Annotated in this window: 18 protein-coding genes and 1 pseudogene; 9 read left to right on the top strand and 10 right to left on the bottom strand. The window is 70.3% G+C overall.

What is annotated here, in order from left to right:
- Position 1 precedes the first annotated feature (1 nt).
- Both ACZ4UV_RS47055 and ACZ4UV_RS47050 read right to left on the bottom strand, forming a co-directional pair.
- Positions 2-1,249, bottom strand: coding sequence for a sugar ABC transporter substrate-binding protein (locus tag ACZ4UV_RS47055; protein WP_467847714.1), 1,248 nt, complete (start codon positions 1,247-1,249; stop codon positions 2-4).
- A 167-nt stretch (positions 1,250-1,416) separates the two neighbouring features.
- Positions 1,417-2,439, bottom strand: coding sequence for a LacI family DNA-binding transcriptional regulator (locus tag ACZ4UV_RS47050; protein ID WP_467847711.1), 1,023 nt, complete (start codon positions 2,437-2,439; stop codon positions 1,417-1,419).
- 438 nt (positions 2,440-2,877) lie between these two features.
- Between ACZ4UV_RS47050 and ACZ4UV_RS47045 the strand changes: the two genes are divergently transcribed.
- Together ACZ4UV_RS47045 and ACZ4UV_RS47040 are read left to right on the top strand one after the other, a co-directional pair.
- Positions 2,878-6,537 (top strand): LamG-like jellyroll fold domain-containing protein, encoded by a 3,660-nt coding sequence (locus ACZ4UV_RS47045; protein ID WP_467847707.1) that lies wholly within the window; start codon positions 2,878-2,880, stop codon positions 6,535-6,537.
- A 431-nt stretch (positions 6,538-6,968) separates the two neighbouring features.
- A pseudogene (locus ACZ4UV_RS47040) lies at positions 6,969-7,154 on the top strand (SpoIIE family protein phosphatase); the annotation flags it as partial.
- A 49-nt stretch (positions 7,155-7,203) separates the two neighbouring features.
- Here the strand turns inward: ACZ4UV_RS47040 and ACZ4UV_RS47035 are convergent.
- The 6 genes from ACZ4UV_RS47035 to ACZ4UV_RS47010 all read right to left on the bottom strand — a co-directional run bounded on the left by ACZ4UV_RS47035 (position 7,204) and on the right by ACZ4UV_RS47010 (position 16,860).
- Entirely contained in the window at positions 7,204-8,733 is a 1,530-nt protein-coding gene (locus ACZ4UV_RS47035; RefSeq protein WP_451016978.1) for a sensor histidine kinase, read from the bottom strand.
- On the bottom strand, positions 8,730-9,479 hold the full coding sequence (locus ACZ4UV_RS47030) for a response regulator transcription factor (RefSeq protein WP_467847702.1): 750 nt from the start codon (positions 9,477-9,479) through the stop codon (positions 8,730-8,732). The genes ACZ4UV_RS47035 and ACZ4UV_RS47030 overlap by 4 nt, the downstream gene beginning before the upstream one ends.
- 30 nt (positions 9,480-9,509) lie before the next feature.
- Positions 9,510-11,729: a glycosyltransferase family 39 protein gene (locus ACZ4UV_RS47025; protein WP_467847699.1), complete on the bottom strand. Its 2,220-nt coding sequence runs from the start codon at positions 11,727-11,729 to the stop codon at positions 9,510-9,512.
- A gap of 34 nt (positions 11,730-11,763) precedes the next feature.
- Positions 11,764-13,038 carry a bifunctional glycosyltransferase family 2/GtrA family protein gene (locus ACZ4UV_RS47020; protein WP_451016981.1) on the bottom strand — a complete coding sequence of 425 codons (1,275 nt, stop codon included), beginning with the start codon at positions 13,036-13,038 and terminating at the stop codon, positions 11,764-11,766.
- Between the two features lie 945 nt (positions 13,039-13,983).
- Positions 13,984-15,177, bottom strand: a complete 1,194-nt coding sequence (locus ACZ4UV_RS47015; RefSeq protein ID WP_467847697.1) for an ABC transporter substrate-binding protein — start codon at positions 15,175-15,177, stop codon at positions 13,984-13,986.
- Between the two features lie 243 nt (positions 15,178-15,420).
- Positions 15,421-16,860: a gamma-aminobutyraldehyde dehydrogenase gene (locus ACZ4UV_RS47010; RefSeq protein ID WP_451016983.1), complete on the bottom strand. Its 1,440-nt coding sequence runs from the start codon at positions 16,858-16,860 to the stop codon at positions 15,421-15,423.
- A 165-nt stretch (positions 16,861-17,025) separates the two neighbouring features.
- Here ACZ4UV_RS47010 and ACZ4UV_RS47005 point away from each other — a divergent pair, with 165 nt between their 5' ends.
- The 7 genes from ACZ4UV_RS47005 to ACZ4UV_RS46975 all read left to right on the top strand — a co-directional run bounded on the left by ACZ4UV_RS47005 (position 17,026) and on the right by ACZ4UV_RS46975 (position 23,885).
- Positions 17,026-17,544, top strand: coding sequence for an Lrp/AsnC family transcriptional regulator (locus ACZ4UV_RS47005; RefSeq protein ID WP_351485096.1), 519 nt, complete (start codon positions 17,026-17,028; stop codon positions 17,542-17,544).
- Positions 17,529-18,911 carry an aspartate aminotransferase family protein gene (locus ACZ4UV_RS47000; RefSeq protein ID WP_467847694.1) on the top strand — a complete coding sequence of 461 codons (1,383 nt, stop codon included), beginning with the start codon at positions 17,529-17,531 and terminating at the stop codon, positions 18,909-18,911. The genes ACZ4UV_RS47005 and ACZ4UV_RS47000 overlap by 16 nt, the downstream gene beginning before the upstream one ends.
- A 188-nt stretch (positions 18,912-19,099) precedes the next feature.
- On the top strand, positions 19,100-19,840 hold the full coding sequence (locus ACZ4UV_RS46995; RefSeq protein WP_451016984.1) for an ABC transporter ATP-binding protein: 741 nt from the start codon (positions 19,100-19,102) through the stop codon (positions 19,838-19,840).
- Complete coding sequence (locus ACZ4UV_RS46990; protein ID WP_467847691.1) at positions 19,822-21,330, top strand: hypothetical protein; 1,509 nt, start codon at positions 19,822-19,824, stop codon at positions 21,328-21,330. The genes ACZ4UV_RS46995 and ACZ4UV_RS46990 overlap by 19 nt, the downstream gene beginning before the upstream one ends.
- Before the next feature lie 109 nt (positions 21,331-21,439).
- The gene (locus ACZ4UV_RS46985) at positions 21,440-21,847 is read left to right on the top strand and encodes a VOC family protein (RefSeq protein WP_294011994.1); all 408 of its coding nucleotides are present in this window, start codon (positions 21,440-21,442) and stop codon (positions 21,845-21,847) included.
- Between the two features lie 16 nt (positions 21,848-21,863).
- Positions 21,864-23,018: an LOG family protein gene (locus ACZ4UV_RS46980; RefSeq protein WP_451022472.1), complete on the top strand. Its 1,155-nt coding sequence runs from the start codon at positions 21,864-21,866 to the stop codon at positions 23,016-23,018.
- A 138-nt stretch (positions 23,019-23,156) separates the two neighbouring features.
- Positions 23,157-23,885: an LAETG motif-containing sortase-dependent surface protein gene (locus tag ACZ4UV_RS46975; RefSeq protein ID WP_467847686.1), complete on the top strand. Its 729-nt coding sequence runs from the start codon at positions 23,157-23,159 to the stop codon at positions 23,883-23,885.
- Between the two features lie 79 nt (positions 23,886-23,964).
- Here ACZ4UV_RS46975 and ACZ4UV_RS46970 read toward each other — a convergent pair whose 3' ends face one another.
- Both ACZ4UV_RS46970 and ACZ4UV_RS46965 read right to left on the bottom strand, forming a co-directional pair.
- Complete coding sequence (locus ACZ4UV_RS46970) at positions 23,965-24,987, bottom strand: ABC transporter ATP-binding protein (RefSeq protein WP_467847681.1); 1,023 nt, start codon at positions 24,985-24,987, stop codon at positions 23,965-23,967.
- Positions 24,987-26,585, bottom strand: a complete 1,599-nt coding sequence (locus ACZ4UV_RS46965; RefSeq protein ID WP_451022475.1) for an ABC transporter permease — start codon at positions 26,583-26,585, stop codon at positions 24,987-24,989. Before ACZ4UV_RS46965 ends, ACZ4UV_RS46970 begins: the two co-directional genes overlap by 1 nt.
- Positions 26,586-26,593: the final 8 nt, after the last annotated feature.

Below are 26,593 nucleotides of genomic sequence, written 5' to 3'. Positions count from 1 at the left end.
GTCACTTGGCCGCGGCCTGCGCCGCGGTGAGGGCGTCCTTGGGCGATTGGGAGCCGCTGAGCGCGGACTGAACGGCCTTCCACATCTGCTCGGAGATCTTGGGGTACTTGGTGCCCAGATCGTCACTGGTACGGCCCTTGGCCGCCTTGACCGCCTCGACCCACGGCTTGAGCTCGGCGTTCGCGGCCACCTGCTTGTCCTGGACCTCACCGGTGGGGGCCACGTAGGACAGGGTGCTGTCGGTGGTGTACAGGTTGGTGGTGCTGGTCAGACAGGTCGCCAGCTTCTGGGAGGTGGCGTAGCGGCCGGTGTCCTTCTGGACCGGGACGGTCACGAACTCGCCGCCGGTCGGGGCTGCGGCGTTCCCGCCGTTCACGCCGGGTATGGGCAGCACTCCGTAGTCGAAGCCGGCCTTCTTGGCGTTGGCGAGCTGCCAGGTGCCGTTCTCGCTGAACGCGTAGTCCCCGCTCGCGAACTCCTGCCAGCTGGTGGTCTGGGTGTTGTTGAGGACCGAGTTGGGGGCGTAGCCGTTCTTCAGCCAGTCCTTCCACAGGGCCAGCGCGGACACTCCCTGGGCGGAGTCGAGTTCGGTCAGCTTCGCGCCCGCGCCCCAGAACCAGGGCAGGAACTGGAAGCTGCCCTCCTCCGTTCCGATCGCCGAGAAGGTGATGCCCTTCTTGCCTGCCTTCCTGACCTTCGCCAGCGCCGCCGTGAGCGACGTCCAGTCCTTGACCGAGGCGATGTCCACCCCGGCCTTCTCGAGCACGTCCTTGTTGTAGTAGAGGGCGAGGGTGTTGGCCCCGATCGGGGTGCCGTAGGTCTTGCCGCCCGACTGGCCGGCCGCGAGCAGGTTGGGGTCGACCTTCGAGGTGTCCAGCTCGGTGTCGTCCGTCGTGGTGAGGACACCCGCCTCGGCCAGGGTCGACACCACCGGGTTGTCGACGATGAGGACGTCCGGGGAGTTGCCCTGCTGGGCCGCGAGCAGCGTCTTGTTGCCCAGATCGCTGGTGTCGAAGCCGGTCCGCTTGATCTTCACCCCGGCCTTGGTACCGCACTGGTCCAGCAGCTTCGCCCAGTCGGAGGTCTTGTCGAACTGCGGGTACGGGTCCCAGATCGTGTACGTGCCGCTGCCGGCGCTCGTCGTGCCGGTGTTGCCCGAGCCGGAGGAACAGGCGGTGGCGGCGACGGCCACGGCGAGGGCGGTGATGGCCGCGGCGGTCAGCCTGCGCTGTCTGGAGGAGCTGTTCATCGCGAGGTTTCCTTTGTTCTGGGCATGCCGGTGCCGAGGGCACGGGGTGGTGAAGGCCTGAGGCGTGAGGAGAGACGGGCACGGCGAACAGCGCTGTCGAGCGGTTCGGGCGTCCGTTGAAGTGAAGCCGGGAGGACTACGCGGGTGCGGTCAGGACCAGGTGATGTTCAGGGCGCGGTACTGGTCCCGGCGGGCCCGGTGCTGGCCCGCAGCGAGATGGGGGGAGTGAGGAGGTGGTGCCGGGGCGGCGCCTCGGGGTGGTCGAGCCGCTCCACCAGCAGGTCGACGGCGCGCCGGCCCATCTCCTCCGCCGGTACGTCGGCGGCGGTGAGCTGCGGGGTCACCGTCTCCGCCCACCGGCTGGCGACGACCCCGGTGACGGAGAAATCACGCGGCACATGACGGCCCGCCCGGGCCAGCCCCCGGTAGAGACCGCCCAGCGCGGCCTCGTTCAGCGTGACCAGGGCCGTCGTGGCCGGTTCATCGTGCAGGATCCGATCCAGGCAGGCCTCGCCGGAGGCGGCGTCGTCCTCGCAGCAGTACGTCCGTATCGCCAGCCCGCGCTCGGCCGCGGCCTTGGTGAAGCCGTCCAGGCCGCGGTGCGCGGACTCGTATCCGGCGCGCAGCAGCTGCTCGGGCCGGTTGACGAACGCGACCCTCGTGTGGCCCAGGTCCGCGAGGTGGTGCACGCAGGCCGCCGCGAGCGCGGTGTGGTCCAGCCCGACCCACCAGCCGCCCTCCGGGTGGGCGGTGCGGCCGATGGCGACGGAAGGGAACCCCAGGTCGGCCAGGTGGTCGACCCGGTCGTCCGCCAGCCGGATCTCCATCAGGATCGCACCGTCGACGCGCTGCTCCCCCAGCAGTCGCTGGAACGAACGGTCGCTGTCCACGCCGCTCGGAGACAGCAGTACGTCGTAGTCGTAGGCGGCGGCGGCCTCCACCACACTCCCGATGAAGTCCAGCTGCATCCCGGTGTAGTGGTTGCCGGCCGGCGGGAACACCAGGCCGATCGTGCTGGTCCGGCCGTTGGCAAGGGCACGCGCGCTGGCGTTCGGGCGGTAGCCCAACTCGTCGATGACCTGCTGGATCTTCCGACGCGTGTCGTCCGAGACCGGGCGCTTGCCGCTCAGCGCGTACGACACGGTGCTCCTCGAGACACCGGCCCGCCGGGCGATCTCACCGATGTTCACGGCAACTCCTTGCTCGAACCGGCTCGATACTCCTGCGGAGCAGAGCGCCCGATCGCATGGATCCTGGAGGGTGAGGAAAGAACGTCCACCGGCTGTCGAACCGGTTCGCGTGAAGTGAAGTTAGGAACAAGCCGGGCGACTGTCAATACGCGAAACGCCACTTCTCGCAACAGCCTGGAGATCTGGACGCCTTGTCCCGCCCGCTCCCGTCAGGGGTATTGCTGCGAGATTTCCCCGGTGCTAACTTCCAGCGAACCGGTTCGACGAAGCGACCCTTCCGGCGGTCACATGCCCTGCCACCCCCGTCCGTACGTGATCGAACCGATTCGACGGAGCGCTTCAAGCCCGGCCCTTCATCACCGGTAACAGCCCGCAGGCGATCAGCCGGCCGAGGCGGGCCCGTCGGACCCCGCCGCTCAAGGATTGAGGACGCGATCCATGCCATCCGCTGACAGTTCCGCCCGGCGCCGGGCCCCGGCCTCCGTGGCGCTGGCCCTCGGTGCGGGCCTGCTGGTCGCACCTGCCGTTCCCGCACGTGCGGTCGACACACCCCTGCCCGCCGCGCACTACACCTTCGACCAGGACGACCTCGCCTCCGGCAAGATCGTGGACCGTTCCGGCAACGGTCTGACAGCGACCCTGGTCAACGCCTCCACCGCCGAGTCCGTCGCGGGAGCCGGCGGCGGCAAGGCGCTGTCCCTGCCCGGCGGGGCGCCCACATCCGACGGCGCGTATGTCCGACTGCCCCCCGAAGTCCTGCGCGGTGCCGACGACTTGACGGTCTCGGCCCGTGTGAAGTGGAGCGGCGGCCAGTCGGCCTGGCAGCGGATCTTCGATCTGGGCACCGACACCACCAGGTACCTCTTCACGACGCCGTACAACGGCAGCGTGCTGCGCACCGCCGTGACCACCGGCGGAGCGGGCGCGGAAGCCCAGGCCTCCGGTTACACGCCCCTGCCCGCCGACGACTGGCGAACCGTCACCGTCACCCTCGACACCGCCGCCCACCGGGTCACCACCTACCTCGACGGCGTGGCCGTCTCCTCCGCCACAACGACGGTCAACGCCCAGAACCTGCTGGACAGTTCGGCCACGACTGCCGGCTACATCGGCAAGTCCTTCTACCCGGACCCACTGCTCAAGGGCGCGATCGACGACTTCACGGTCTGGCACTCGGCGCTCACCGCTGAACAGGTGGCCGGCACGGTCGGGAGCCTTCCCACCCTCCAGCAGCTCTCACAGACGGCCTTCGAGGTCCGTACGACGACCGGAACCGCCCCTTCCCTGCCCGCCGCGGTCCGCGCCTCCTTCTCCGACGGCTACGACCGCGACACGCCGATCAGCTGGGACGCGATACCACCGGAGAAGTACGCCCGGCCGGGGACGTTCACCGTGACCGGAACGACGGCAGGCCACGCGGTGCAGGCGACCGTTGCCGTGGTCCGCGAGGGCGAGCTCACCGTCGACCTCGGCTCGGACACCGGCGCCTTCCACGGCGGCGCGTCCGGCACGCTCTACGGCGTGTACGGACCCGACGTCCCCACCAACAACCTCATCGAGGGCATGGGCCTGCGCACGGTCTCCACCAAGGCCCAGGACGGCCCACAGCACCCCGGTGCCGACGCACTGGACGTGGTCAGGCCACTGGCCGACGCCACCGACGGCGACGTGTACATCTACATGACCGACATCAACCGCGGCTTCCCCTACGAATGGCCGGGCGACACCCCCGCGGAAAAACTCAGGCTCTACGAGGAGAAGATCGCCAAGCAGGTCGACCAGGTGCTGCAGCTGCCTGAGCAGTACCAGGACAACGTCGTCTTCGTGCCCTTCAACGAGCCCGAGGGCAACATGTTCGGCACCGGCGACTGGAGCTACGACAAGGTCAGCTGGCTCGACGACCCGAAGGACTACTTCGCCGCCTGGGACTCCACCTACCAGCTCATCAAGAGCAAGATGCCCACCGCCCGCATCGCCGGCCCCAACACCAGCGTCCTCTTCGACCAGGTCAAGGGCTTCCTCACGCACACCCTGGCCGCCGGCACCCTCCCCGACGTCATCACCTGGCATGAGCTGAGCCACCCTGAGGCGGTCCGCCAGAGCGTCGCCAAGTACCGGGCCTGGGAGAAGGAGCTCTTCAAGGGCACCGACCGCGAGGGCACCCGACTCCCCATCAACATCAACGAGTACGCCTTCAACTACCACACCTCCGTCCCCGGCCAGATGATCCAGTGGGTGTCCGCGATCGAGGAGTCCAAGGTGGACGCCGACATCGCGTACTGGAACATCGACGGCAACCTCTCCGACTCAGCCGTGCAGTCCAACCGTGGCAACGGCCAGTGGTGGCTGCTGAACTCGTACGCCTCCATGAGCGGGCACACCGTGACGGTGACCCCGCCGTTCCCGGGCCAGAACTACACCATGCAGGGTGTGGCCACGCTCGACACGAAGAAGAGGCAGTCCCGGCTGATCTTCGGCGGGTCCACCGGCAAGGGCCACATCACCTTCGCGGGCGTCCCCGAGAAGGTCTTCGGGGACCGCGTGCACGCCTGGGTGCGCGAGATCGACTGGAGTGGCCAGGTCGGCGACAACTCCGGCCCGAAGCTGCTGGCGGAGACGAACCTGAAGGTGGGTGACGACGGCGAGGTCGTCGTCGACTTCGGCGACGGCGCGCTGCCGGAGCTCAAGGAATCCTCGGCGTACGAGATCGTCCTCAGCCCCGCCGGAAAGGCGAAGGGCACGCAGACCGCACCGGTGCGCTGGCAGGGGTCGTACGAGGCGGAGGACGCCGCCCACACCGGGTCCGGCTACTCCAAAAACGGCCCGGAGGGGTCGACCAGCGACGTGTCGAAGTTCTACACCTCCGGCGGATACGACGTCGGCGGCCTGCGCACCGGCTCGGACGTCACGCTCGACTTCACCGTGGACGTGCCCGAGGAAGGCACCTACGACCTGAGCGTCTTCGCCAATTCCCTCAACACCTTCGACAAGGTGAAGGACCAGGGCCCCACCAACGTCTTCCTGCGGGTCGACGGGCAAGCGGACAGCGAGCAGGAGCTGTACATGCCGCTCGGCTACAAGTGGGTGGTGTGGGACCACACCGGCACCAAGGTCCACCTCACCAGGGGCGAACACACCCTGACCCTCGCGGCGAAGAGCCTCGACGGCAAGCGCGCCACCAAGGGCGACGCCATCGTCGACCGCCTCACCCTGTCCCTGCCGTCCCCGTCGGCGGCCACCGAGGTCTACGAGGGAGAACTGGCCTGGACGAGCGGAGGAGCGCGGCCCGTCTACGACCTGCCGAAGCACACCGCGACACCCGCCACCGGCTCCGGCGCGGTCAGGCTCGGAAAGAACCAGGCGGCCACCTTCTGGGTCTACTCGCCCGCCGACCGCGAGGCCACCCTCGGGGTCGACACCCTCGGCAGCGCGGACGCCCGGCTGTCCGTCAACGGGCACGACGTACTACACGTGACCAAGGGCAGGCACGAGGTCGCCGTCTCCCTCTCGGGCGGCATCAACAAGGTGACGGCGACCGGCGGTTCGGCCACCACCCTCGTCGACCGGCTGACCGTCACGCCCACCGACGGCACGCTCACGGCGCGTACGTACGAGGCGCAGGACGCCAAACTCGCGGGCTCGGCCACGCTGACCCCACTGCCCCTGGCGACCAACGGTACGGCGATCACCGGGATCGGCGGTGACCCGGGCAACGGCAACACAGCGACGTTCACGGTCGCGGCGGACAAGGCCGGCCTGTACGCGCTGCGCATCCGCTACTCCAACCCCGAGCAGTCCGAGGCCACCCACTACAACCCGGACCCGCTCGCCCGCCACGCCGACATCAGCGTCAACGGCGGCAGGACACAGCGCGTCGGCTTCCCGCACACCTTCCACCAGGACAACTTCTGGGAGCTGACCGTCCCCGTCCACCTGAAGAAGGGCGAGAACAGGATCACCTTCCGCTCCGAGGAACTGCCCGACTTCGACGGCACGACCTACGCCTCGGACACCTTCCCCGGAGTACTGCTCCGCTCCCGCTACGCGCCGCTGATCGACCGGATCATCGTCGCGCCGTACGCCCGAGAAGTGCGATGAGGTGACTGGCCACCGGCGGCGAAGCGACGCGCACAACGGCCGGACAGCAGGGCGTTCCTCCCGAGGCCCTGTCCGACAGGCCGCGCCCGCTTCGCGGCCGGTGCATCAGGTGGACGATCAAGCCCCGGTCGATCCGGACTCCCGTCCTCCTCGCTGCTTACGCCAAGGCCGCCCAGGACCTGAGGTGCCGACCGGAAATCCTCGTCACAAAATCCCGTGCCCAGGATCGGTAGTTGGCACTAGGCAACGTTCGTGACCTGCGCTGATGCCAAGTAGCTTCAGCATCTCGAGGCGCGACATCAGAGCATGGCATGTACCGGGCGACTCCTGGTGCCCGGCCGCCTGAAACGGGACGCTGTGGCTGGTGCGTTCGCCAGCGGCTCCACCGAGGTGACTCCAACTGCCCCTACTTTGCTGACAATTAGTGGCTGATCAGCTGGTTACCGTTCCCGGCCGGTGCGACCCTGGTCCTCAGCACCGACGGGCTCACCGAGACCCGGGCGGCCGACGGTACGTTCTACCCCCTCGATGAACGCCTGGCCGCCCACACGGATGTCGCCGCGACGGCTCTGCCACGGGCCCTGTACGACGACGCCCGCGCATTCGCCCGTCCTGGCCGTCCGCCGCTCCCCACGGCGTGTTGCGCGCTGATCACGGCCGGCTTTCTCAGGCGTGCCGGACGCCGTGGGCCAGTGGGAGAACCAGCCGAAAGGTGCAGCCCTCGCCCGCGCCGGTGTCCAGTTCCACGCGCCCGCCGTGGCCCTGGGCGATCGCCGACGCGATGGCGAGGCCGAGGCCGCTGCCGCCCCGGTCACGGGAGCGGGAGGGGTCGACCCGGTAGAAGCGCTCGAAGACCCGCTCGGCCTCCTGTGAGGAAAGTCCGGGACCCTGGTCGGCGACCTCGATCACGCCGATCGGCACGGACTCGGTCAGGGGAGGGCAGGCGCTGGTCCGGCCGGGCCGGTCGGTTCCGCCGGTGATCGCTCCGGCCCAGGCAGTACCGACGCGCACGTCGACCGGGGTGCCCGGAGGCGTGTGGACGAGGGCGTTGGACAGGAGGTTGTTGACGACTTGGAGCAAGCGATCAGGATCGCCCACCGTCTCGACGACCTCCAGTTCGGCGTCCTCGGTACTCGTGTCGAGCGGGCTGAGCGTCACACGGTGCTCGCCGTTCGCGCGCACGGCCGCGGCGCTCACCGCGTCGGCCGCGAGTGACAGCAGGTCGACGGGGTTGCTGCGGTAGGCGGGCTGCTTGTCGAGTTTGGCGAGCAGCAGAAGGTCGTCGACAAGGAGGTTCATGCGCTCGGCATTGCGGGCGATCTGTTCGTCACCCTCCCGGCGTTGCTCGGCGGGGCGGTCCGGGTGGCGCAGGGCGAGCTGGGCGAAGCCCTGGACGGTGGTGAGGGGGGTACGCAGTTCGTGTCCGGCGTCGGCGACGAACCGACGCAGTCGCGCCTCCGAGAACTCCCCTTGCTGCAGAGCCTGTTGGAGGCGGTCGAGCATGTCGTTGAGTACGGTGCCCAGGCGGCCGGTCTCGGTGCGTGGGTCGGTGTCGGGCAGCCGTAGACCGAGTTCCCCGGCGGTGATGCGCTGGGCGGTGTGCTCCATGCGGGTCAGCGGCAGGAGGCCGAGGCGGACGACCGTGCGGCCGATGGCGATCAGACCGACCAAGGCCGCGCCCAGGACGATGGCGTTGAGGGCCAGTTGCTTCGACAGGGCTCCTTCCACCGTGTCGAGTGGCAGGGCCACCACGTAGGTGGTGCCGCGCGTCGGGGCTGCGCGCCACAGGACCCGCCATTGGCCGTCCCCCGACTCGGCGGGGACGGTGGTCTCCCGTCCCCGCGTCAGATGCAGCTCGCTCGTGGACCGGGCGAGCTTCGGGCCCGGCGTGCTTCCGCCGCCGAGGGTGCCCTGCTCCTCACCCGAGGCGTTGTAGAAGGTGACCCGGAAGTCCGATGGAAGGGTCCCGGAGTCCGGCACGGGTCGGACAGCGGGGTCGGGGTGTTGTGTGAAGGCCCGGTCCGGGAGGGCGAATTCGGTGAGCTGCTGGTCGACGCGGTTCAGGAGCCAGGAGTGCATCCCCGCGACCCCGATGGCCTGCGTGGTCAGGACCACTGCCGCGGCCAGCAGGGTCACGCCCCACACCAGCCGGCCGCGCAGCGAGCGGGGGCGCAGGGTCCACCGACGCCGGATCATTTGTCGGCTCCCGCGCTGTGACCCTGGGGAAGCCTGAGGCAGTAGCCGACGCCGCGCACGGTGTGCAGCAGGGGTGGATCGATGCGGTCGATCTTGCGGCGCAGGTATTTGATGTACGTCTCCACGATGCGGCTGTCGCCCGCGAAGTCGTAACCCCACACCCGGTTGAGGATCTTGGTCTTGCTCAGCACCCGGTTGGGATTCTCCAGGAGATAGGTGAGCAGGTTGAACTCGGTCGGCGACAGTTGGATGTACTCGCCGGCCCGGTGCACTTCGTGGGCGTTCTCGTCCAGCTCCAGGTCGGCGAAGCGCAGGATCCCGCTGTCGGTGCCGTCCGGGCCGGACAGGTGCTCCGGGTAGGTCCGGCGCAGGATGGCACTGATACGCAGGAGCACCTCCTCGATGCTGAACGGCTTGGTCACGTAGTCGTCGCCGCCCGCGCTCAGTCCCGCGATGCGGTCGGCCAGCTCACCGCGGGCCGTGAGGAACAGCACCGGCGTGCGGACCCCGGCCGCCCGCAGCCTACGGGTGACCTCGAGGCCGTCCAGGTCGGGGAGCATGATGTCGAGGAGCACCAGGCCCGGCCGGCACTCCTCCACCTCCCGCAGTGCTTCCTGGCCGCTCGCGGCACCGAAGACCTCGTAGCCGGACAACCGCAGCGCCGACTCCAGCAGCATGCGGATGCTGGGGTCGTCCTCGACCACGAGGAGGCGGTGCGGAGCGGGCGCGGCAGCCGGGTCGGGCATGGTGCTGTGTGGTCCGTTCTGCCGAGGCCGCTAGTTGGTACGGGTCTTGGCGACGCAGTCGTACAAGGTTGTGCTCATACCGCCCATCATGCCGCCTGCGGCGGAGCCGCTCCCGTTGGTGCTGCCGCCGTACTCCTTGGCAGATACCTTGGTGCAGTTGTCGCTGATCCAGGTCGACCGCTTGGCAGCCGCGCTGTTCTCGCCACCCATCCGGGCGCCCATGCCGCCGGATGATGCGAGTACGTAGCGCAGGTCTCCGTTCTTGGTCCATTTGTCCAGCTGCTGCACGGAGGGGGCGTTGTCGGTGCCGAGGAAGCCGCCCATGCCGATCACCGTGGCGTCGCTGTTCAGGATGTAGGCAGCCGCTCCCGTGGCTCCGCCATCGACGGCGAGGGTGATACGAGCGCCCTTGGAGTGCTCAGTGGCATAGGTGAGGATCTTGCGCTGGTCGGAGGTGAGGCTGGTGCCCCGGTCCGCTCCACCGAGCCCTGCCGGGCGGCCGCTGAAGCCGCCTGATCCACCGCCGGTTCCCGGGAACGAGGGCATCGTGCCACCGGGGCCCGACCCCGGAGCACCGCTCCCGCCTGAGCCTGCTCCCGGGCCGCCGCTGTCACCGAAGCCTTCCGGCATCTCAATGCCTTCGGGCAGGCTCCCGCCCCCGCCACCGCCCGGCATCTCAAACCCTTCAGGCAGGCTCCCGCCTCCGCCACCGCCCGGCACGCGCCCGGAACCGAAGGACATCGTCACCGGTCCGGCCGTCGGATTCGCGCCGCCCATCGCCGATCCGGATCCGCTCGGCACGCTCACGGCCCACGCGCCCGGTGCGAGCAGGATCGCCAGCACCGCGCCGCCGAGGGCGGCCACCGCGAGCCGCGGCTTCAGTATCGCCGCTGCGAGGAGCCCCACCGCGAAAAGCCCCAGCACCAGCACCATCCAGGCCAGCCACCCGTGCCAGGACGGAACCCGCCGCATGACGACTACCGCCCAGATCACGGTCAGCAGCACGGTCCCGGCACCCGCCGGCAGCGCCCAGCGGGCACCCGCCCGGTGTGCCCGCACCAGTGCGGTGACGAGGCCTGCCGTCAACGCGGCGACGGCAGGAGCGAGTTGGGTGGTGTAGTACGGATGGAACGTACCTTCCTGGGTGGAGAACACCAGACCGCACACCAGCAGCCAGGTCCCCCACAGCACCCATCCCGAGCCCGGCAACGCCTCGCCCGCCGAGCTGCTGCCACGCCGGCGCAGTACCGCCCCGACCACGGCGATGATCAGCGCCAGGGCGCTCACCGGCAGCAGCCAGCTGATCTGGCCGGCCACTTGGTCGTTGAACAGCCGCAGCAGCCCGGCCTCACCGCCGAAGGCGCCGCCGATGTTTCCCATTCCACCGCTGCCCGCGCTGGCACCGAAGATCCTGCCGAGGCCGTTGTAGCCGGTCACCAGGTTCCAGGCACCGCCGTCGGTGCTGCCGCCGATGTACGGCCGGTCGCCCGGCCACCAGGCGACCATCGCCACCCACCACAGCGAGGAGACGGCACACACGGCACCGGCGATCAGCAGTCGACCGACCCGTGACAGCCAGCTGCCGGTCGCGCCGACCAGCCAGGCCGCGGCGAGCGCCGGCAGTACCATCCAGGCCGCCATCATCTTGGTGAGGAAGCCGCAGCCGATCAGGAATCCGCTCACGCACAGCCACCACGTACCGTGCCGGCCCGACTCGGACTGCAGAGCGCGCGTGAGCGCGTACGCGGCGCTGACCAGGAAGAGCACCAGCAGTGTGTCGGGGTTGTTGTCCCGGTTGATCGCCACGGTGATCGGGGTCAGGGTCATCACGAGGGCGGCGAGGAGGGCCGCGCCCTCACCCGCCCAGCGCCGTACCGCACGGTGCAGGACGAAGACCGCGGCGACGCCCTCCAGCATCTGGGGCAGGAGCAGTGCCCAGCCGTGCAGGCCGAAGATCTTGCTGCTGATCACCTGCGGCCAGAGCGCGGCCGGGGGCTTGTCGACCGTGATCACTCCGGCCGGGTCGAAGGAGCCGAACAGGAAGTTCGTCCAGCTCTGGCCCATGGACTTCACGGCGGCCGAGTAGTAGCTGTTGCCCCAGCCGAGAGAGCCGAGCGCCCAGCCGTACAGCAGCGCGGACAGCAGCAGGATCGCGCCCAGCGCGACGGGGGCCGCCCAGCGTGGCAGGGCTCGGCCGATGCCGGGAAGGCGCGTAGCGGTGCCCGAAGGCGCCTCGGTGGTGTGTGTCACGGGGAGATTCGCTCTCGGGTCTCGGGGAGGGGGATCAGGACGCGCGGCGGAACACGGCCAGCCGCAGTACCAGGAAGCGAATGCCGGTCACCAGGACGGAGGAAACGGCCAACACGAGCGTCTCGGCGGCCGCCGACGCACCGGGCACGGCGTCGCGGAAGACCAGGACGGCGGCCGAGGTGATGAGGTAGCCCACGACGAACAGTGCGCCGGCGCCCAGGTGGACGCGTCCGGCGCCGACGCCGTCCGCGGAGTAGCGGAAGGTGAGCCGGCGGTTGGCCTCGGTGTTGAGGAGTGTGAGCACGAGCAGGGAGACGAAGTTGGCCGCGGCGGGCTGCCACCAGTCCCGCAGCAGCCAGTAGAGCAGGGCCTGCCCAAGGGTCGAGGCGATGCCGATGAGGACGAAGCAGCCGATCTGCCAGGCGAGTTGGGAGCGGGCCGCGTCCGGGGCCAGGACCGCGTCGGGGTGCTCGGCGGCCGGTTGCGGGCGGGCCGGAACGGGGACGCGCGCGGCACCGGACGCCTTGAGCCGGGCCATCCGCCACAGGCCCTTGAGATCGTCGGTCGCGGTGCCGACGACGTCCACCCGGGTGTCGACGTCCTCCACCCAGTCGACGGGGACCTCGTGGATACGCAGTCCGTTGTGCTCGGCGAGCAGCAGCAGTTCGGTGTCGAAGAACCAGGCGTCGTCCTCGGTCTTCGACAGCAGCGGACGCAGCGCCTCGGTGCGGGCGGCCTTGAACCCGCACTGCGCGTCGCTGAAGCGGGCGCCGTGGGTGACCCGGATCAAGGCGTTGTAGCAGCGGGAGATCAACTCCCGGCGCGGGCCGCGCACGGTTCGGGCGCCGGGGGCGAGGCGGCTGCCGATGGCAAGGTCGGAGTGGCCGCTGGCGAGCGGGGCGATGAGCGGCAGCAGCCCGTCCAGGCCGGTGGACAGGTCGACGTCCATATAGACGACGATCTCGGCGTCGCTCGTGCCCCAGACGGTGCGCAGCGCGAGGCCTCGTCCTTTGCGTTCGAGGTGGACAAAACCGACGCCAGGCAGTTCGTCGGAGAGTTCCCGGGCCACGTCGAGGGTCCCGTCGACACTGGCGTTGTCGGCCACGGTGATCCGCCAGGGGTACGGCAGCTCGTCACGCAACCGCGCGTGCAGGGTGCGGATGCAGCCGGGCAGCGCGCGTTCCTCGTTGTAGACCGGGATGACGATCTCGACGGTCGGCGTGCGGGTCGCGGCCGGGTCCGCGGCGTCGGCCAGTGTCGGCGGCTGGAAACTCCGGGCCGTACGCAAGCCACTGGTTGTCTGCGTCATGGGTTCCTCGAGGGATGGGGGTCGGTGGGGGCGGCTCCCGCGCACGCCCACGTCCTGGCGGCGCACTGGTCGACTCTGACCTGTGCGACAGGGGAAACGCGGGGAGGAAGCTGGGAACTGACGGGGAGTCCGCTGTCAGTCCCTCCGCCGACTGGCGGCGGGGTACGTCGCCGATCCTTGCGACAGAAGATGAGAGGACGAGGTCAGCGGGCCGGGAATCGGCCGAGAGAACGCTGTGCGACCACTCCGGCGACGGCCGTGGCATGACGTGCTCGTTCGGGCCGGTCCATACGCTTACGGCATGAATGCCTTCGGCGCCGGTGTGGAGGTCCGTCGGCTGCGTCCCTGAGGGCGGGAGCGTGCTCTCGTCTTTCTGGTCTGCGCGATCGCGGCGATCTCGATGGACCCACCTGTCTATGAGCTGCTCGGTGGACTATCGACAGGCCTGCGCCTCACGTCATGCCGGAGGATGGTGCGTGGCGGTCATCGCGACGGCACAAGCGACGGACGGCGGCTGGACGTGAGCTGCGGGCGAGGAGTACCTGGAGATGCCGTACCGCATACGGCGCCGCCCCAAATCCTCGTCCGCCGTAAGACAACAGCTCACCGACGAGATCAGCGGCTTGCCGGCACGCACGGCCTTCCACCAGGCGTGGCTCCAGACAGAGGCATCAGCCGTCGCGGGCCCCTACGCGACCCTCGTGGCCACGGCACGAGCGGAGGCCGGTGCACAGATGAGTCTTGCCTGGGACCAGCCGCCGATCACCACCGACAGCGGCATGAACCCCGGAGTTCCATACCCCCGGGACCAATCGAACGCGGCCCGAGCCACGTGCGTTGAGGTGATGCACCGTCACCTGCGAGAACGCCAAGTGATCTCGGTGCCAACCATCCCTCTTTTGTGCCGACTGAAAATCCTCGTCACACAAACACCACGGCCCGCCCCTACAACCCCACGATCCCGTTCCACCGCTTGGCGAACTCGACCCGTTCCGTCGACGTGATGTCCCGGGCGATCGCGAGGCGCTTGCGCATCGCCGTGTTGGGGAAGATCAGGGGGTTGTCGGCGAGGGCCGCGGTGTCCTTGTCCTTGGAGTCGGCGAGGACCTGCCGGGCGGCCGGGACGGGGCAGACGTAGTTGACCCAGGCCGCCAGTTCGGCGGCGACCTCCGGCTCGTAGTAGTAGTCGACGAGGCGTTCGGCGTTGGACTTGTGGGCGGCGCGGTCCGGGATCATCAGGGAGTCGGACCAGAGCTCCGCGCCCTCCTCGGGGACGACGAAGCGGATGTCGGGGTTGTCGGCCTGGAGCTGGATGACGTCGCCGGAGTAGGCCTGGCAGGCCAGGACGTCCCCGCTGACCAGGTCCTTGGTGTAGTCGTTGCCGGTGAAGCGGCGGATCTGGCCCCGGTCGACCTGCTGCTGCACCTCGTCGCAGACGGCGTAGAAGTCGTCGGCCGTCCACTTGGTGATGTCCACGCCGTTGCCCTGCATGAGCAGCGCGAAGGCCTCGTCGAGACCGGAGAGCAGGGTCACCCGCCCCTTGAGGTCGCTCGCCCACAGATCCTTGACGTGCCGGACCTCGCGGCCCAGCTTCCTGCGGTTGTACGCGATGCCGGTGATGCCCGACTGCCACGGCACGGTGGAGAGGCGGCCCGGGTCGAAGGCGGGCGAGCGGAGCAGCGGGTCCAGGTACTTCGCCACGTTGGGCTGGTGGGCTCGGTCCATCTTCTGGACCCAGCCCAGGCGGACGAACCGCGCGCACATCCAGTCGCTGATGACGATCAGGTCGCGGCCGGTGGACTGGTGGTTCATCAGCGCGGGGCTGATCTTGCCGAAGAACTCGTCGTTGTCGTTGATCTCCTCGATGTAGTCGACGGAGATCCCGGTGCTCTTCCCGAAGGCGTCGAGGGTGGGCCTCTTGTTCGGGTTGTCGTCGTCCACGTCGATGTACAGCGGCCAGTTCGCGAAGACCAGCCTGTGGTCCCTGGCGGACAGGTCGGTCACGGCGCGGTCGCCGGCCTTGACGTAGGCGGCGGGCACCCCGCAGCCCGCCAGCGCGCCGAGCGCGGCGGTGCCGCCGAGCGCGCGCAGCAGGGAGCGACGGGAGAGCGCGGACGTCCGGGAAGAAGTCTGGGGCACACCTGAAGAATGTCGCGCCCGCCCCTCACCGGGCAATCGACGCTGCGTCGAGCCACCTGACACGGACCCGACACCTTGTCGATGACCCAGGTCAACACGGCCTTACAGCAGAGCGCTGCCCGGGGGACTTCCCGACCCCGGGCAGCGCAACGCCCGTGCAAGGGGCGCTGGGGGTACCCCCGGCCGAAGGCTGGGGGAGGAACTGCGCGACCAGCCCCCACGCACCCGCACCCGACCTGCGACCTACGCGTCCAGCGACGTCATCACATGCTTGATCCGCGTGTAGTCCTCGAACCCGTACCCGGACAGGTCCTTGCCGTACCCGGACTTCTTGAAGCCGCCGTGCGGCATCTCCGCGACCAGCGGGATGTGCGTGTTGATCCACACGCAGCCGAAGTCCAGCTTCTTGGACATCCGCATCGCCCGCCCGTGGTCCTTGGTCCACACCGAGGACGCGAGGGCGTACTCGACGCCGTTGGCCCACTCGACGGCCTGCTCCTCGTCCGAGAAGGACTGGACGGTGATGACCGGCCCGAAGACCTCCTTCTGGATGATCTCGTCGTCCTGCTTGACGCCGGAGACGACGGTCGGCGCGTAGAAGTACCCCTTGTCACCGACCCGCTGCCCGCCGGTCTCGACCTTGGCGTGGGCGGGGAGCCGCTCGATGAAGCCGGAGACCTGCTTGAGCTGGTTCGGGTTGTTCAGCGGCCCGAACAGCACGTCCTCGTCGTCCGGCTGCCCGGTCTTCGTCTCGGCCGCGGCCTTCGCGAGCGCGGCCACGAACTCGTCGTGGATGGACTCCTGGACGAGGACCCGGGTCGCCGCCGTACAGTCCTGTCCCGCGTTGAAGAAGCCCGCGACGGAGATGTCCTCGACGGCCTTGGCGATGTCGGTGTCCTCGAAGACGACGACCGGCGCCTTGCCGCCCAGCTCCAGGTGGACCCGCTTGAGGTCCTTGGACGCGGACTCGGCGACCTGCATGCCGGCGCGCACGGAGCCGGTGATGGAGGCCATGGCCGGGACGGAGTGCTCGACCATCAGGCGGCCGGTGTCACGGTCGCCCGTGACGACGTTGAAGACGCCCTTCGGCAGGATCCCGCCGATGATCTCGGCCATCAGGACGGTCGACGCCGGGGTGGTGTCCGACGGCTTGAGGACCACCGTGTTGCCCGCGGCGATCGCCGGGGCGAACTTCCACACGGCCATCATCATCGGGTAGTTCCACGGCGCGACCTGCGCGCAGACGCCGACCGGCTCGCGGCGGACGATGGAGGTCATCCCCTCCATGTACTCGCCGGCCGAGCGGCCCTCCAGCATCCGGGCCGCACCGGCGAAGAACCGGATCTGGTCGACCATCGGCGGGATCTCCTCGGAGCGGGTGAGCCCGGTCGGCTTGCCGGTGTTCTCCACCTCCGCCGCGATGAGTTCCTCGGCTCGCTCCTCGAACGCGTCCGCGATCTTCAGCAGGGCCTTCTGACGCTCGGCGGGCGTGGTGTCGCGCCAGCCCGGGAAGGCCGCGGCCGCGGCCGCCATCGCCGCGTCGACGTCGGCCTCCCCGGACAGCGGGGCGGTGGCGTACGCCTCGCCGGTCGCGGGGTTGACCACCTCGGTGGTCCGCCCGTCGGCGGCGTCCCGGAACTCACCGTCGATGTAATTGCGCAGACGACGCAGCTCGGTGCTCACTGCCGGCCCTCCAAGTTCGGGTGTCCAATCACTGAGACACCCACAGTAATCCGAGATCCCACGTTTTCAACACCCCCACGGCCGCCGCGTCTGCGAAATCCGCAATCCACGGCGCCTCAAACAACGAATTTCATCGATACGGCCTTGCGGAACCGTCGAGACGTCGTGCACAGTGAGGTCGTGGCCAGTCGAAGCGCAGACCAGAGGGACTCGTCCCGCGAGTCCAGGAACGGCACTCCCCAGTTGGACGCCGTCTCCCTCGCCATCATCCAGCAGCTCCAGGAGGACGGCCGCCGTCCGTACGCCGCGATCGGCAAGGCCGTCGGCCTGTCGGAGGCGGCCGTGCGCCAGCGCGTCCAGAAGCTGCTGGACCAGGGCGTCATGCAGATCGTCGCCGTCACGGACCCGCTCACCGTGGGCTTCCGCCGGCAGGCGATGGTCGGCATCAACGTCGAGGGCGATGTCGAGTCGATCGCGGATGCGCTGAGCGCCATGTCGGAAGTCGAGTACGTGGTGATGACCGCGGGCTCGTTCGACATCCTCGCGGAGATCGTCTGCGAGGACGACGACCACCTGCTGGACGTCATCAACAAACGCATCCGGGCCCTGCCCGGCGTGCGCTCCACCGAAAGCTTCGTCTACCTGAAGCTGAAGAAGCAGACCTACATGTGGGGAACCCGATAACCGTGACCCAGAAGGACCTCAGCCGCATCGCGTACGACCACCTGTGGATGCACTTCACCCGCATGTCCTCGTACGAGAACTCGCCCGTCCCGACCATCGTCCGGGGCGAGGGCACCTACATCTACGACGACAAGGGCAAGCGCTACCTCGACGGTCTCGCCGGTCTGTTCGTGGTCCAGGCCGGTCACGGCCGCACCGAACTCGCCGAGACCGCGTTCAAGCAGGCCCAGGAGCTGGCGTTCTTCCCGGTGTGGTCGTACGCCCACCCGAAGGCCGTCGAGCTCGCGGAGCGGCTGGCCGACCACGCCCCCGGCGACCTGAACAAGGTCTTCTTCACCACCGGCGGCGGCGAGGCCGTCGAGACCGCCTGGAAGCTCGCCAAGCAGTACTTCAAGCTGCAGGGCAAGCCGACCAAGTACAAGGTCATCTCCCGCGCGGTCGCCTACCACGGCACCCCGCAGGGCGCCCTGTCGATCACCGGTCTGCCGGCGCTGAAGGCTCCCTTCGAGCCCCTCGTCCCCGGTGCCCACAAGGTCCCGAACACCAACATCTACCGCGCCCCGATCCACGGCGACGACCCGGAGGCCTTCGGCCGCTGGGCCGCCGACCAGATCGAGCAGCAGATCCTCTTCGAGGGCCCCGACACCGTCGCCGCGGTCTTCCTGGAGCCGGTCCAGAACGCGGGCGGCTGCTTCCCGCCCCCGCCCGGCTACTTCCAGCGCGTGCGCGAGATCTGCGACCAGTACGACGTGCTCCTGGTCTCCGACGAGGTCATCTGCGCCTTCGGCCGCCTGGGCACGATGTTCGCCTGTGACAAGTTCGGCTACGTCCCGGACATGATCACCTGCGCCAAGGGCATGACCTCGGGCTACTCCCCGATCGGCGCGTGCATCGTCTCCGACCGCGTCGCCGAGCCGTTCTACAAGGGCGACAACACCTTCCTGCACGGCTACACCTTCGGCGGCCACCCGGTCTCCGCGGCGGTCGGCCTCGCCAACCTCGACCTGTTCGAGCGCGAGAACCTCAACCAGCACGTCCTGGACCACGAGGGCGCCTTCCTCTCCACCCTGCAGAAGCTGCACGACCTGCCGATCGTCGGCGACGTCCGCGGCAACGGCTTCTTCTACGGCATCGAGCTGGTCAAGGACAAGGCGACCAAGGAGTCCTTCAACGACGAGGAGACCGAGCGCGTCCTGTACGGCTTCCTCTCGAAGGCCCTGTTCGAGAACGGCCTGTACTGCCGTGCCGACGACCGCGGCGACCCGGTCGTCCAGCTCGCGCCGCCGCTGATCTCCAACCAGGAGACCTTCGACGAGATCGAGCAGATCCTGCGCGCCACCCTCACGGAGGCGTGGACGAAGCTCTGATCTTCGCGTCAGCGGTCCGACCCGGCCCCGGCGCCGCCCGTTCGAGTGAGAACGGCGGCCCGGGGCCGCGTGCTGTCCGGGCTCCGCCCGTGGATCTGCCTAGCGTGCACGTGACCGATCGGCCCAGCCTTCGTTCCCCCGGACGTGGGAAGGCACGGCAAAACGGATCAGAACCGAGGTGTACGCCCATGGAGGCCCCGCCGGACAACGACGTGCTGTGGGCACGCGCCCTGCACTTCAGCCACCCGGACGGCTCACCGGGCATCACCGGCATCTCGCTGGGCGTGCGGGAGGGCGAGATCCTCGCCGTCAGCGGCCCGCGCGGCAGCGGCAAGACGACGCTGCTGAGGTGCCTGGCCGGTCTGGTCCCGGCGCAGGGCGGCGAGGTCTGGTTCAACAGCAAGGCCGTGCACCGGATGGGCCCGTCCGCCCGCGAGCGGCTGCGCCGCGACCGCTTCGGCTGGATCGACCCGGCCCCGGCCCTCGTCCCCGAGCTGAACGTCTGGGAGAACACCGCCCTGCCCCTGATGCTGCGCGGCACCGGCCGCCGCCGGGCCAAGGTGGCCGCGCTGGAGTGGCTGGAGCGCCTCGACGTCGGCGACAAGGCCCGCAGGCACCCGGGCGAACTCCAGCAGGCCGAACGCCAGCGCGTCTCCATCGCCCGCGCCCTCGCCCCCGCGCCCACGGTCCTCTTCGCCGACGAGCCGACGGCCCCGCTGCACCGCGCCGACCGCGCCCACGTCCTGCGTACCCTCACCACGGCGGCCCGCTCGCACGGCATCACGGTCGTCCTCGCCACGCACGACGCGGAGACGGCGGCCCTCGCCGACCGCAAGGTCGACCTCCTGGACGGCCGCCGGGTGAACACCGTCCACCTGCCACCGGTCCCCGAGACGGAAGGCCGGGCCGAGTGCTCGCTCTCCGCCTGACCCGCGCCGCCCACCCGGCCGTCCACCTGCGCCGCCTCCTGGTGGCCGCGGCGGCCGCCGGCACGGGTTTCCTGCTGCTGTCCGCCCTCGGCTACGCGCTGACCCACCCGACCCACTCGACGGCAGCTCTCCTGCGCCTGTCCTGGTGCGCGATCCCGCTCGCCAGCACGGTGTACCTCGCGGTCGCGGTGGCCCGCACCGACCCCGGCGCCAAGCCGCGCTCCGGTCTCTCCGCCTTCGGCCTGGGCCCGGCCCGCCTGATGGCCCTCGCCGCCCTCAACACGGCCCTCGCCTGCGCCCTGGGCTCCCTGCTGGCCCTCCTGGTCTTCCTCCACCTGCGCGGCGACCTCACGGGCATGCCCTTCGACGGCGCGGCGAAGGACTTCCTGGCCGCGGACAGGTCCCTGCCCGTCCCGGCGGCCCTGACCCTCCTGACCGTCCTCCCGGTCCTCGCCTCCGCAACGGTCGCCCTCACCCTCCGCCCCCGCGACCTGCCCCACCCCGGCACCCGCTCCCGCATCCACGGCCGCTTCGGCGCCTACGACCGAACAGCGAAACCCGAAACCTTCGGCGCCTACGGCCGCTTCGGCGCCCGCTTCTTCCGCGGCCCGACGCCCACCACCCGCCCACCACTCACATCCACTCAACCCGCGTCCGCCCCCCAGCCACGGCTGCACGCCGCGGACGCCCCCCAACCAATGCTCCACGCCACGGACGCCCCCCAGCCACCGCTTCAACCCGCGGGCAGTCGTGCCGCTGGGGCGGCACGGGTGGGCGCGGACGGCACCCTGCAAGCGCCGGTAAGCGACACCCCGCCCACCCCCGGCCCAGCCGACCACAGCGAGGAAACCCCGGCCCCGCTCCCCGACCTCCCCGCCACCTCACCCCCCGGCCTCCCCTGGGGCATCGCCGTCCTCGCCGCCGGCCTCGCCGTGGAGTCCTACGCCGGCGTCACCGACACCGCCCCGCACACCCCCCTCCCCGGCGGCCTGGCCGGCGGCCCCGTCGGCGTCCTCGCAGGCTGGGCTCTCACCGCCCTCGGCCTGATCCTCGCCGCCCCCGGCCTCACCCACCTCTGCGGCCGCCTCCTCCAGGCCGTCCGCCCCGGCGCCCGCCGCCTCCTCGCCGGCCGCGTCCTGATGGCGGAAGCCACCCGCATCGGCCGCCCCCTCGGTGTCGTCTGCGCGGTGGCGTCGGCGGCCGTCGCGGCCACCGCCCTCTACGGCGACGCCGGCAACGCCCCCGCCTTCGGCCCCCTCACCGCCCTCGGCGGCCTCGTGGTGGCCGGCTGCACGGTCGCCACCCTCGCCACCGCCGCCGTCGAGGCCCGCCAGTACCGCGCCGACATCACCGCGGCCCTGCTCCGCCTCGGCGCCCCGGCGACCGTACTGCGCAGCGCGGCGGCCCTGCGCACCGGCGCCCTGCTGGTCCTCTTCGGCCCGCTCACCCTGCTGATCGCGGAGCTCGCCGCACTCCCGCTCGCACGCTGAAAGGCCGTACGAGGAAAGGCCGTACGAAAAGATCCGGACCCGGCGATGACTTTCGCCGCGTCCCCCGGTCTACCCCCACGAACGGCACGACACCCGAGGGAGAGACCCCATGTACCAGCAGATGATCTTCGTGAACCTGGCCACCAACGACGTCGCCGCATCGCGGAAGTTCTTCACGGAGCTCGGCTACTCGATCAACCCGCAGTTCAGCACCGACGACTGCTCCTGTGTCGTGATCAGCGACACGATCATCGCCATGCTGCTGAGCAAGCAGCGCTACGCCGACTTCACGAAGAAGGAGATCGCCGACTCGACGAAGACCAGCGAGGTGCTGATCTGCCTGAGCGCGGAGAGCCGCGAGAAGGTCGACGAGCTGGTGGGGAAGGCGGTCGCGGCCGGCGGCACGGCGAACGACGACGTCCAGGACCAGGGCTTCATGTACGGCCGGTCCTTCGAGGACCTCGACGGCCACAGCTGGGAGGTCGTGTGGATGGACCCGGCGGCGGTGCAGGGCTGACACCTAGAGTGGGCGGGTGCATCCGACACCCGCCCAGCCGTCCTCCGCGCAGCCCCGTCCCGCCCAGCCGCACCGGGCCGCCCGCGACCGTGAGATCGAGTCCCTCGCCGAGTTCGACGAGGTCGTCGCCGCGCACGGCACGCTCGCCCAGTACCGGATCCAGGCCGTCGATCTGACGGACCGTACGGACGCCCTGCTGACCACCGACACCACCGGCGCCGTCTTCCTCGGCTGCCCGATGTCCCCCGAGGCCGCCGCCCGGGCCGGCGCGTCCGGCGCGCTGGTGTTCCCGCCGGTCCCGGACCTCCCCTTCGATCCCTACCGCGCCTTCGTCTACACGCCCGGCGAGCTCTTCGACTCGCTCGACGCGGGGTACGAGGCGACCCCGGACGCCCGCTCGTACGCCTGGTTCCAGCAGACCAGGGCGGACGGCGACATATTCGGCTCGATGCTGCGCTCGATCCACGACGACGCGGTCTCCGACGCGCTGGACGAACTCCTCGTCGGCGCCCGGGTGGTGGGCGTGATGGGCGGGCACGCGATGGCCCGCGGCACGGCGGAGTACGCCGGTGCCGCCCGGCTCGGCCGGGAACTGGCGCGGGCCGGGTTCACGGTGGCGACCGGCGGCGGGCCGGGCGCGATGGAGGCGGCGAACCTGGGCGCGTACGCGGCGCCCTTCGACGACGGGATGCTGGACGAGGCACTGGAGCTCCTCGCCAAGGCACCGTCGTTCCGGCCGTCGGTCACCGACTGGGCACGCGCCGCCTTCGAGGTCCGCGAGCGCTGGCCGGAGGGCGGCCCGTCGGTCGGCATCCCGACCTGGTTCTACGGCCACGAGCCGCCGAACGCCTTCGCCGCGCACATCGCCAAGTACTTCGCCAACGCCACCCGCGAGGACGGCCTGCTGGCCCGCTCCAACGCCGGAGTGGTGTTCCTGCCGGGCGCCGCCGGGACCGTACAGGAGATCTTCGACAACGCGACGCCCAACTACTACGAGTCACGCGGCGGGCCGACCCCGATGGTGCTCGTGAACGAGGCGCACTGGAGCGAGAAACTGCCGGCCTGGCAGCTGCTGACCTCGCTCGCGGGGGAGCGCGCGATGGCGTCCCGTATCGCCCTGGTTGACCGGATCGAGCAAGCTTCACAGGCGCTGAAACGTCTCAGCGATTAATGAGCAGGTAAAGTCAACGCCTGTGGACCGCATATGCATTGACACTACTTACGGAGCGCTTATAGACCTGTGAGCCTCTTGGGGATTCTGATGCCTCACCCCGTCGTCGCGTCAATTCCCTCTTTACCCCCCGCAGTTATGCACTCAGTAAGGACAAACGTGTCCATATCCCGCCGCAGTGCACGTCGTTCCGTGCGCATCCTGGGTGTTGCCTCCGCGTCGGCCGCGCTGGCCCTGGGCGTCTCCAGCAGCGCCTTCGCGTGCAACATCTCCGAGTTCTCCGCCGAAGCCACCTGCGACGGCTCCAACGGTGTCATCACGGTCACCGACCAGGACGCCTCAGGTACTCCGGCCACCATCACCGTCTTCCTCGAGAGCAACGGTGCCGACGCGAAGCAGGTCGGTGACGCCCAGACCGTCAAGGGCTCCAAGGCAGGCAAGAAGATCACCTTCTCCGAGGACTGGGCGCCCGACGCGACGTACCGCGTCCACGTCAAGGTCGACAGTGGCAAGATCCAGATCGACACGGACATCACGCCCAACCTGACGACCCCGTCGACGGCGTGCAAGTCCACGGAGAGCTCCAGCCCCTCCCCCTCGGGCTCGACCACCCCGTCGCCGTCGGCGTCCGAGACCACCCCGGCCGAGTCGGACTCCCCGACCCCGTCGGCCACGGACAGCACCACCGCCCCGGCCGGCACGTCGGACAACGCTCCCTCCCCGGCCGTCGGTGAGTCGAACCTCGCCGAGACCGGTGCCAACTCCAACACCGGCCTGATCGCCGGTATCGCCGCCGCGCTCGTGGTGGTCGGCGGTGGAGCCGTCTGGTTCGGCATGCGCCGTCGTGGGGCGCACAGCGGCAACTGACGCGCCTCTCACCCGTACATCGTCGAGGCCCGTCCCCGTATCCCCGGGGGGCGGGCCTCGGCCGTACCCGCGCACGCGGTCAGTCCAGTACGACGGTCTCCGCCGCGTCGAACTCGACACCCACCGCGTCCCCGGCCTCCGGCGCCTCCCGCAGTGCGCAGGCCGCTTCCAGCCGGGGCCCGTCCGCGGGCTGGAGGTGGACGGTGACATGGGTGCCCTGGAAGGTGCGGGCGGCCACCGTGCAGGGCAGCCCCGCGTCGGGGGCGACGAGCCGTACCCCCGCCGGCCGCACCAGCAGCGTCCGCGGGCCCTGCGCCGAACCCTCGGGCACCGGCAGCTTCCCCCACGGCGTGACCGCGACCGCCTCCTCCACGGTCGCCGGGACCACGTTGCCGAAGCCGAGGAAGCGGGCCACGAACTCGTCCGCGGGCCGCTGCCAGACCTCAAGTGGCGTGCCGGACTGGGCGATCCGACCGTCCCGCATCACCACCACACGGTCGGCCAGCGCGAACGCCTCGCCCTGGTCGTGCGTCACCGCCAGCACGGTGGTGCCCAACCTCCCGAACAGCTCGCGGAGTTCGACCACGAGCCGCTCCCGCAGCGAGCGGTCGAGCTGCCCCAGCGGTTCGTCGAGCATCAGCAGCCGGGGCCGGGGCGCCAGCGCCCGCGCGAGCGCCACCCGCTGCTGCTCACCGCCGGAGAGCCCGGCGACGGCCCGCCTGGCCGCACCCGGGAGCCCCACCAGCTCCAGCAACTCAGCCACCCTCTCGGCCTGTTGCGCCTTCCCGGCGCCACGCATCCGAAGCCCGAAGGCCACGTTCCCGCCCACGTCCCGCTGCGGGAACAGCTGATGATCCTGGAACATGAGCCCGACCCCCCGCTGGTGCGCCGCCACCCGCGCCTGGTCATGTCCGTCGAGCGACACCCGCCCGGAGTCGAGCCGTTGCAGCCCGGCAACCGCCCGCAGCAGCGTCGACTTGCCGCTCCCGCTCGGCCCGAGCACGCACACCACCTCGTGCTCGGCCACCTCCAGGCCGACGGTGTCGAGCACGGCCCGCCCGCCGAACCGCACCGTCGCCTGCTCCAGTTCGAGAAGCGGCATCAGAACTCCCCCGTCCGGTCGGTCCGCAGCCGCTCGAGGACCAGCAGCGCCACCGCGCACACCACCATCAGAATCGCGGAAAGGGCCATCGCCTGGCCGTAGTTGAGATCACCGGGACGGGACAGCAGCCGGGCCACGGCGACCGGCAGGGTCGGGTTGTCCGGCCGCGCGATGAACACCGTCGCCCCGAACTCCCCCAGCGACACCGCGAACGCGAAGCCCGCCGCGATCAGCAGCGCCCGCCGCACCAACGGCAGATCGACCTCCCGCCACACCCGCCAGGGCGAGGCCCCCAGCACGGCCGCCGCCTCCCGCAGCCGCTCGTCCACGGCCCGCAGCACGGGCAGCATGGTCCGTACGACGAAGGGGACGCCGACCAGCGCCTGCGCGAGCGGGACGAGGATCCAGGACTGGCGCAGGTCCAGCGGCGGCTTGTCGAGCGCGATCAGGAACCCGAAGCCGACGGTCACGGCGGACACCCCGAGGGGCAGCATCAGCAGCGCGTCGAACCCCCGTACGAGGCGCCCCGCGTCCCGCCGGGCCAGCGCGGCGGCGGCGAGAGCGCCGATCACCACGGCGACGGCGGTGGCGACGACTGCGTACTGCAGCGAGTTGACGACCGACTCGATCGGCGCGACCAGGAAGGTCCCGCCGTCGGCGTCGCCCAGCGCCCGGTAGTACCCGAACCCGCCGTCCAGCGACCGCCGTACCAGCACGGCCAGCGGCAGCACGAGGAGGACGGCGATGGTGGCGAGGACCCCGCCGAGCAGCGCCCACTGCCCGGCCCCGCGCGGCCGGCGGGCCGTCACCGCCGGGTCCACCAGCCTGAGCGCGCTCTCCCGCCGCCGTACCGTCCACGCGTGCACGGCGAGGATCGCGCCGACCGCGGCGAACTGCACGAGGGTGAGGACGGCGGCCGTGGAGAGGTCGAAGATCTCGGAGGTCTGCCGGTAGATCTCCACCTCGAGGGTGGAGAACGTCGGCCCGCCAAGGATCTGCACCACGCCGAAGGACGTGAAGGTGAACAGGAAGACCATCAGCGCGGCGGCGGCCACGGCGGGCGCGAGCGCGGGCAGGGTGACCCTCCGCCAGGCGCCCAGGGGTGAGACGCCGAGCATCCGGGCGGCCTCCTCCTGCCGCGGGTCCAGCTGGGCCCACAGCCCGCCCACGGTCCGTACGACGACCGCGTAGTTGAAGAAGACGTGCGCCAGCAGGATGGCCCAGACGGTGGTGTCCAGCCGTACGCCCCACAACTCGTCCAGCAGGCCGCCCCGCCCGACGAGCGCGAGGAACGCGGTGCCCACCACGACCGTCGGCAGCACGAAGGGCACCGTCACCACGGCCCGCAGCACCTGCTTGCCCGGGAAGTCGAGGCGGGCGAAGACGTAGGCGGCGGGCAGCGCGGCCAGCAGGGTGAGCGCGGTGGAGGCGAGCGCCTGCCAGGTGGTGAACCAGAGCACGTGCCGGATGTCGGACTGGCCGACGACGTCGGCGATCCGCCCGAACCGCCACACCCCGTCCACCCTCAGCCCGCGCGTGACGATCGCCGCGACCGGCCAGGCGAAGAAGACGGCGAAGAACGCGACCGGCACGAACATCAGTCCGA

The organism is Streptomyces sp. NPDC028289, assembly GCF_055565975.1.
This window is presented reverse-complemented; position numbering and strand designations above follow the sequence as displayed.

What these genes read in the sequence shown, in the direction of transcription:
- ACZ4UV_RS47055 (WP_467847714.1), bottom strand. Translation starts at nt 1,249, where the DNA reads ATGAACAGCTCCTCCAGACAGCGCAGGCTGACCGCCGCGGCCATCACC.
- ACZ4UV_RS47045 (WP_467847707.1), top strand. Translation starts at nt 2,878, where the DNA reads ATGCCATCCGCTGACAGTTCCGCCCGGCGCCGGGCCCCGGCCTCCGTG.
- ACZ4UV_RS47035 (WP_451016978.1), bottom strand. Translation starts at nt 8,733, where the DNA reads ATGATCCGGCGTCGGTGGACCCTGCGCCCCCGCTCGCTGCGCGGCCGG.
- ACZ4UV_RS47030 (WP_467847702.1), bottom strand. Translation starts at nt 9,479, where the DNA reads ATGCCCGACCCGGCTGCCGCGCCCGCTCCGCACCGCCTCCTCGTGGTC.
- ACZ4UV_RS47020 (WP_451016981.1), bottom strand. Translation starts at nt 13,038, where the DNA reads ATGACGCAGACAACCAGTGGCTTGCGTACGGCCCGGAGTTTCCAGCCG.
- ACZ4UV_RS46995 (WP_451016984.1), top strand. Translation starts at nt 19,100, where the DNA reads ATGGAGGCCCCGCCGGACAACGACGTGCTGTGGGCACGCGCCCTGCAC.
- ACZ4UV_RS46985 (WP_294011994.1), top strand. Translation starts at nt 21,440, where the DNA reads ATGTACCAGCAGATGATCTTCGTGAACCTGGCCACCAACGACGTCGCC.
- ACZ4UV_RS46975 (WP_467847686.1), top strand. Translation starts at nt 23,157, where the DNA reads ATGCACTCAGTAAGGACAAACGTGTCCATATCCCGCCGCAGTGCACGT.
- ACZ4UV_RS46970 (WP_467847681.1), bottom strand. Translation starts at nt 24,987, where the DNA reads ATGCCGCTTCTCGAACTGGAGCAGGCGACGGTGCGGTTCGGCGGGCGG.
- ACZ4UV_RS46965 (WP_451022475.1), bottom strand. Translation starts at nt 26,585, where the DNA reads ATGTTCGTGCCGGTCGCGTTCTTCGCCGTCTTCTTCGCCTGGCCGGTC.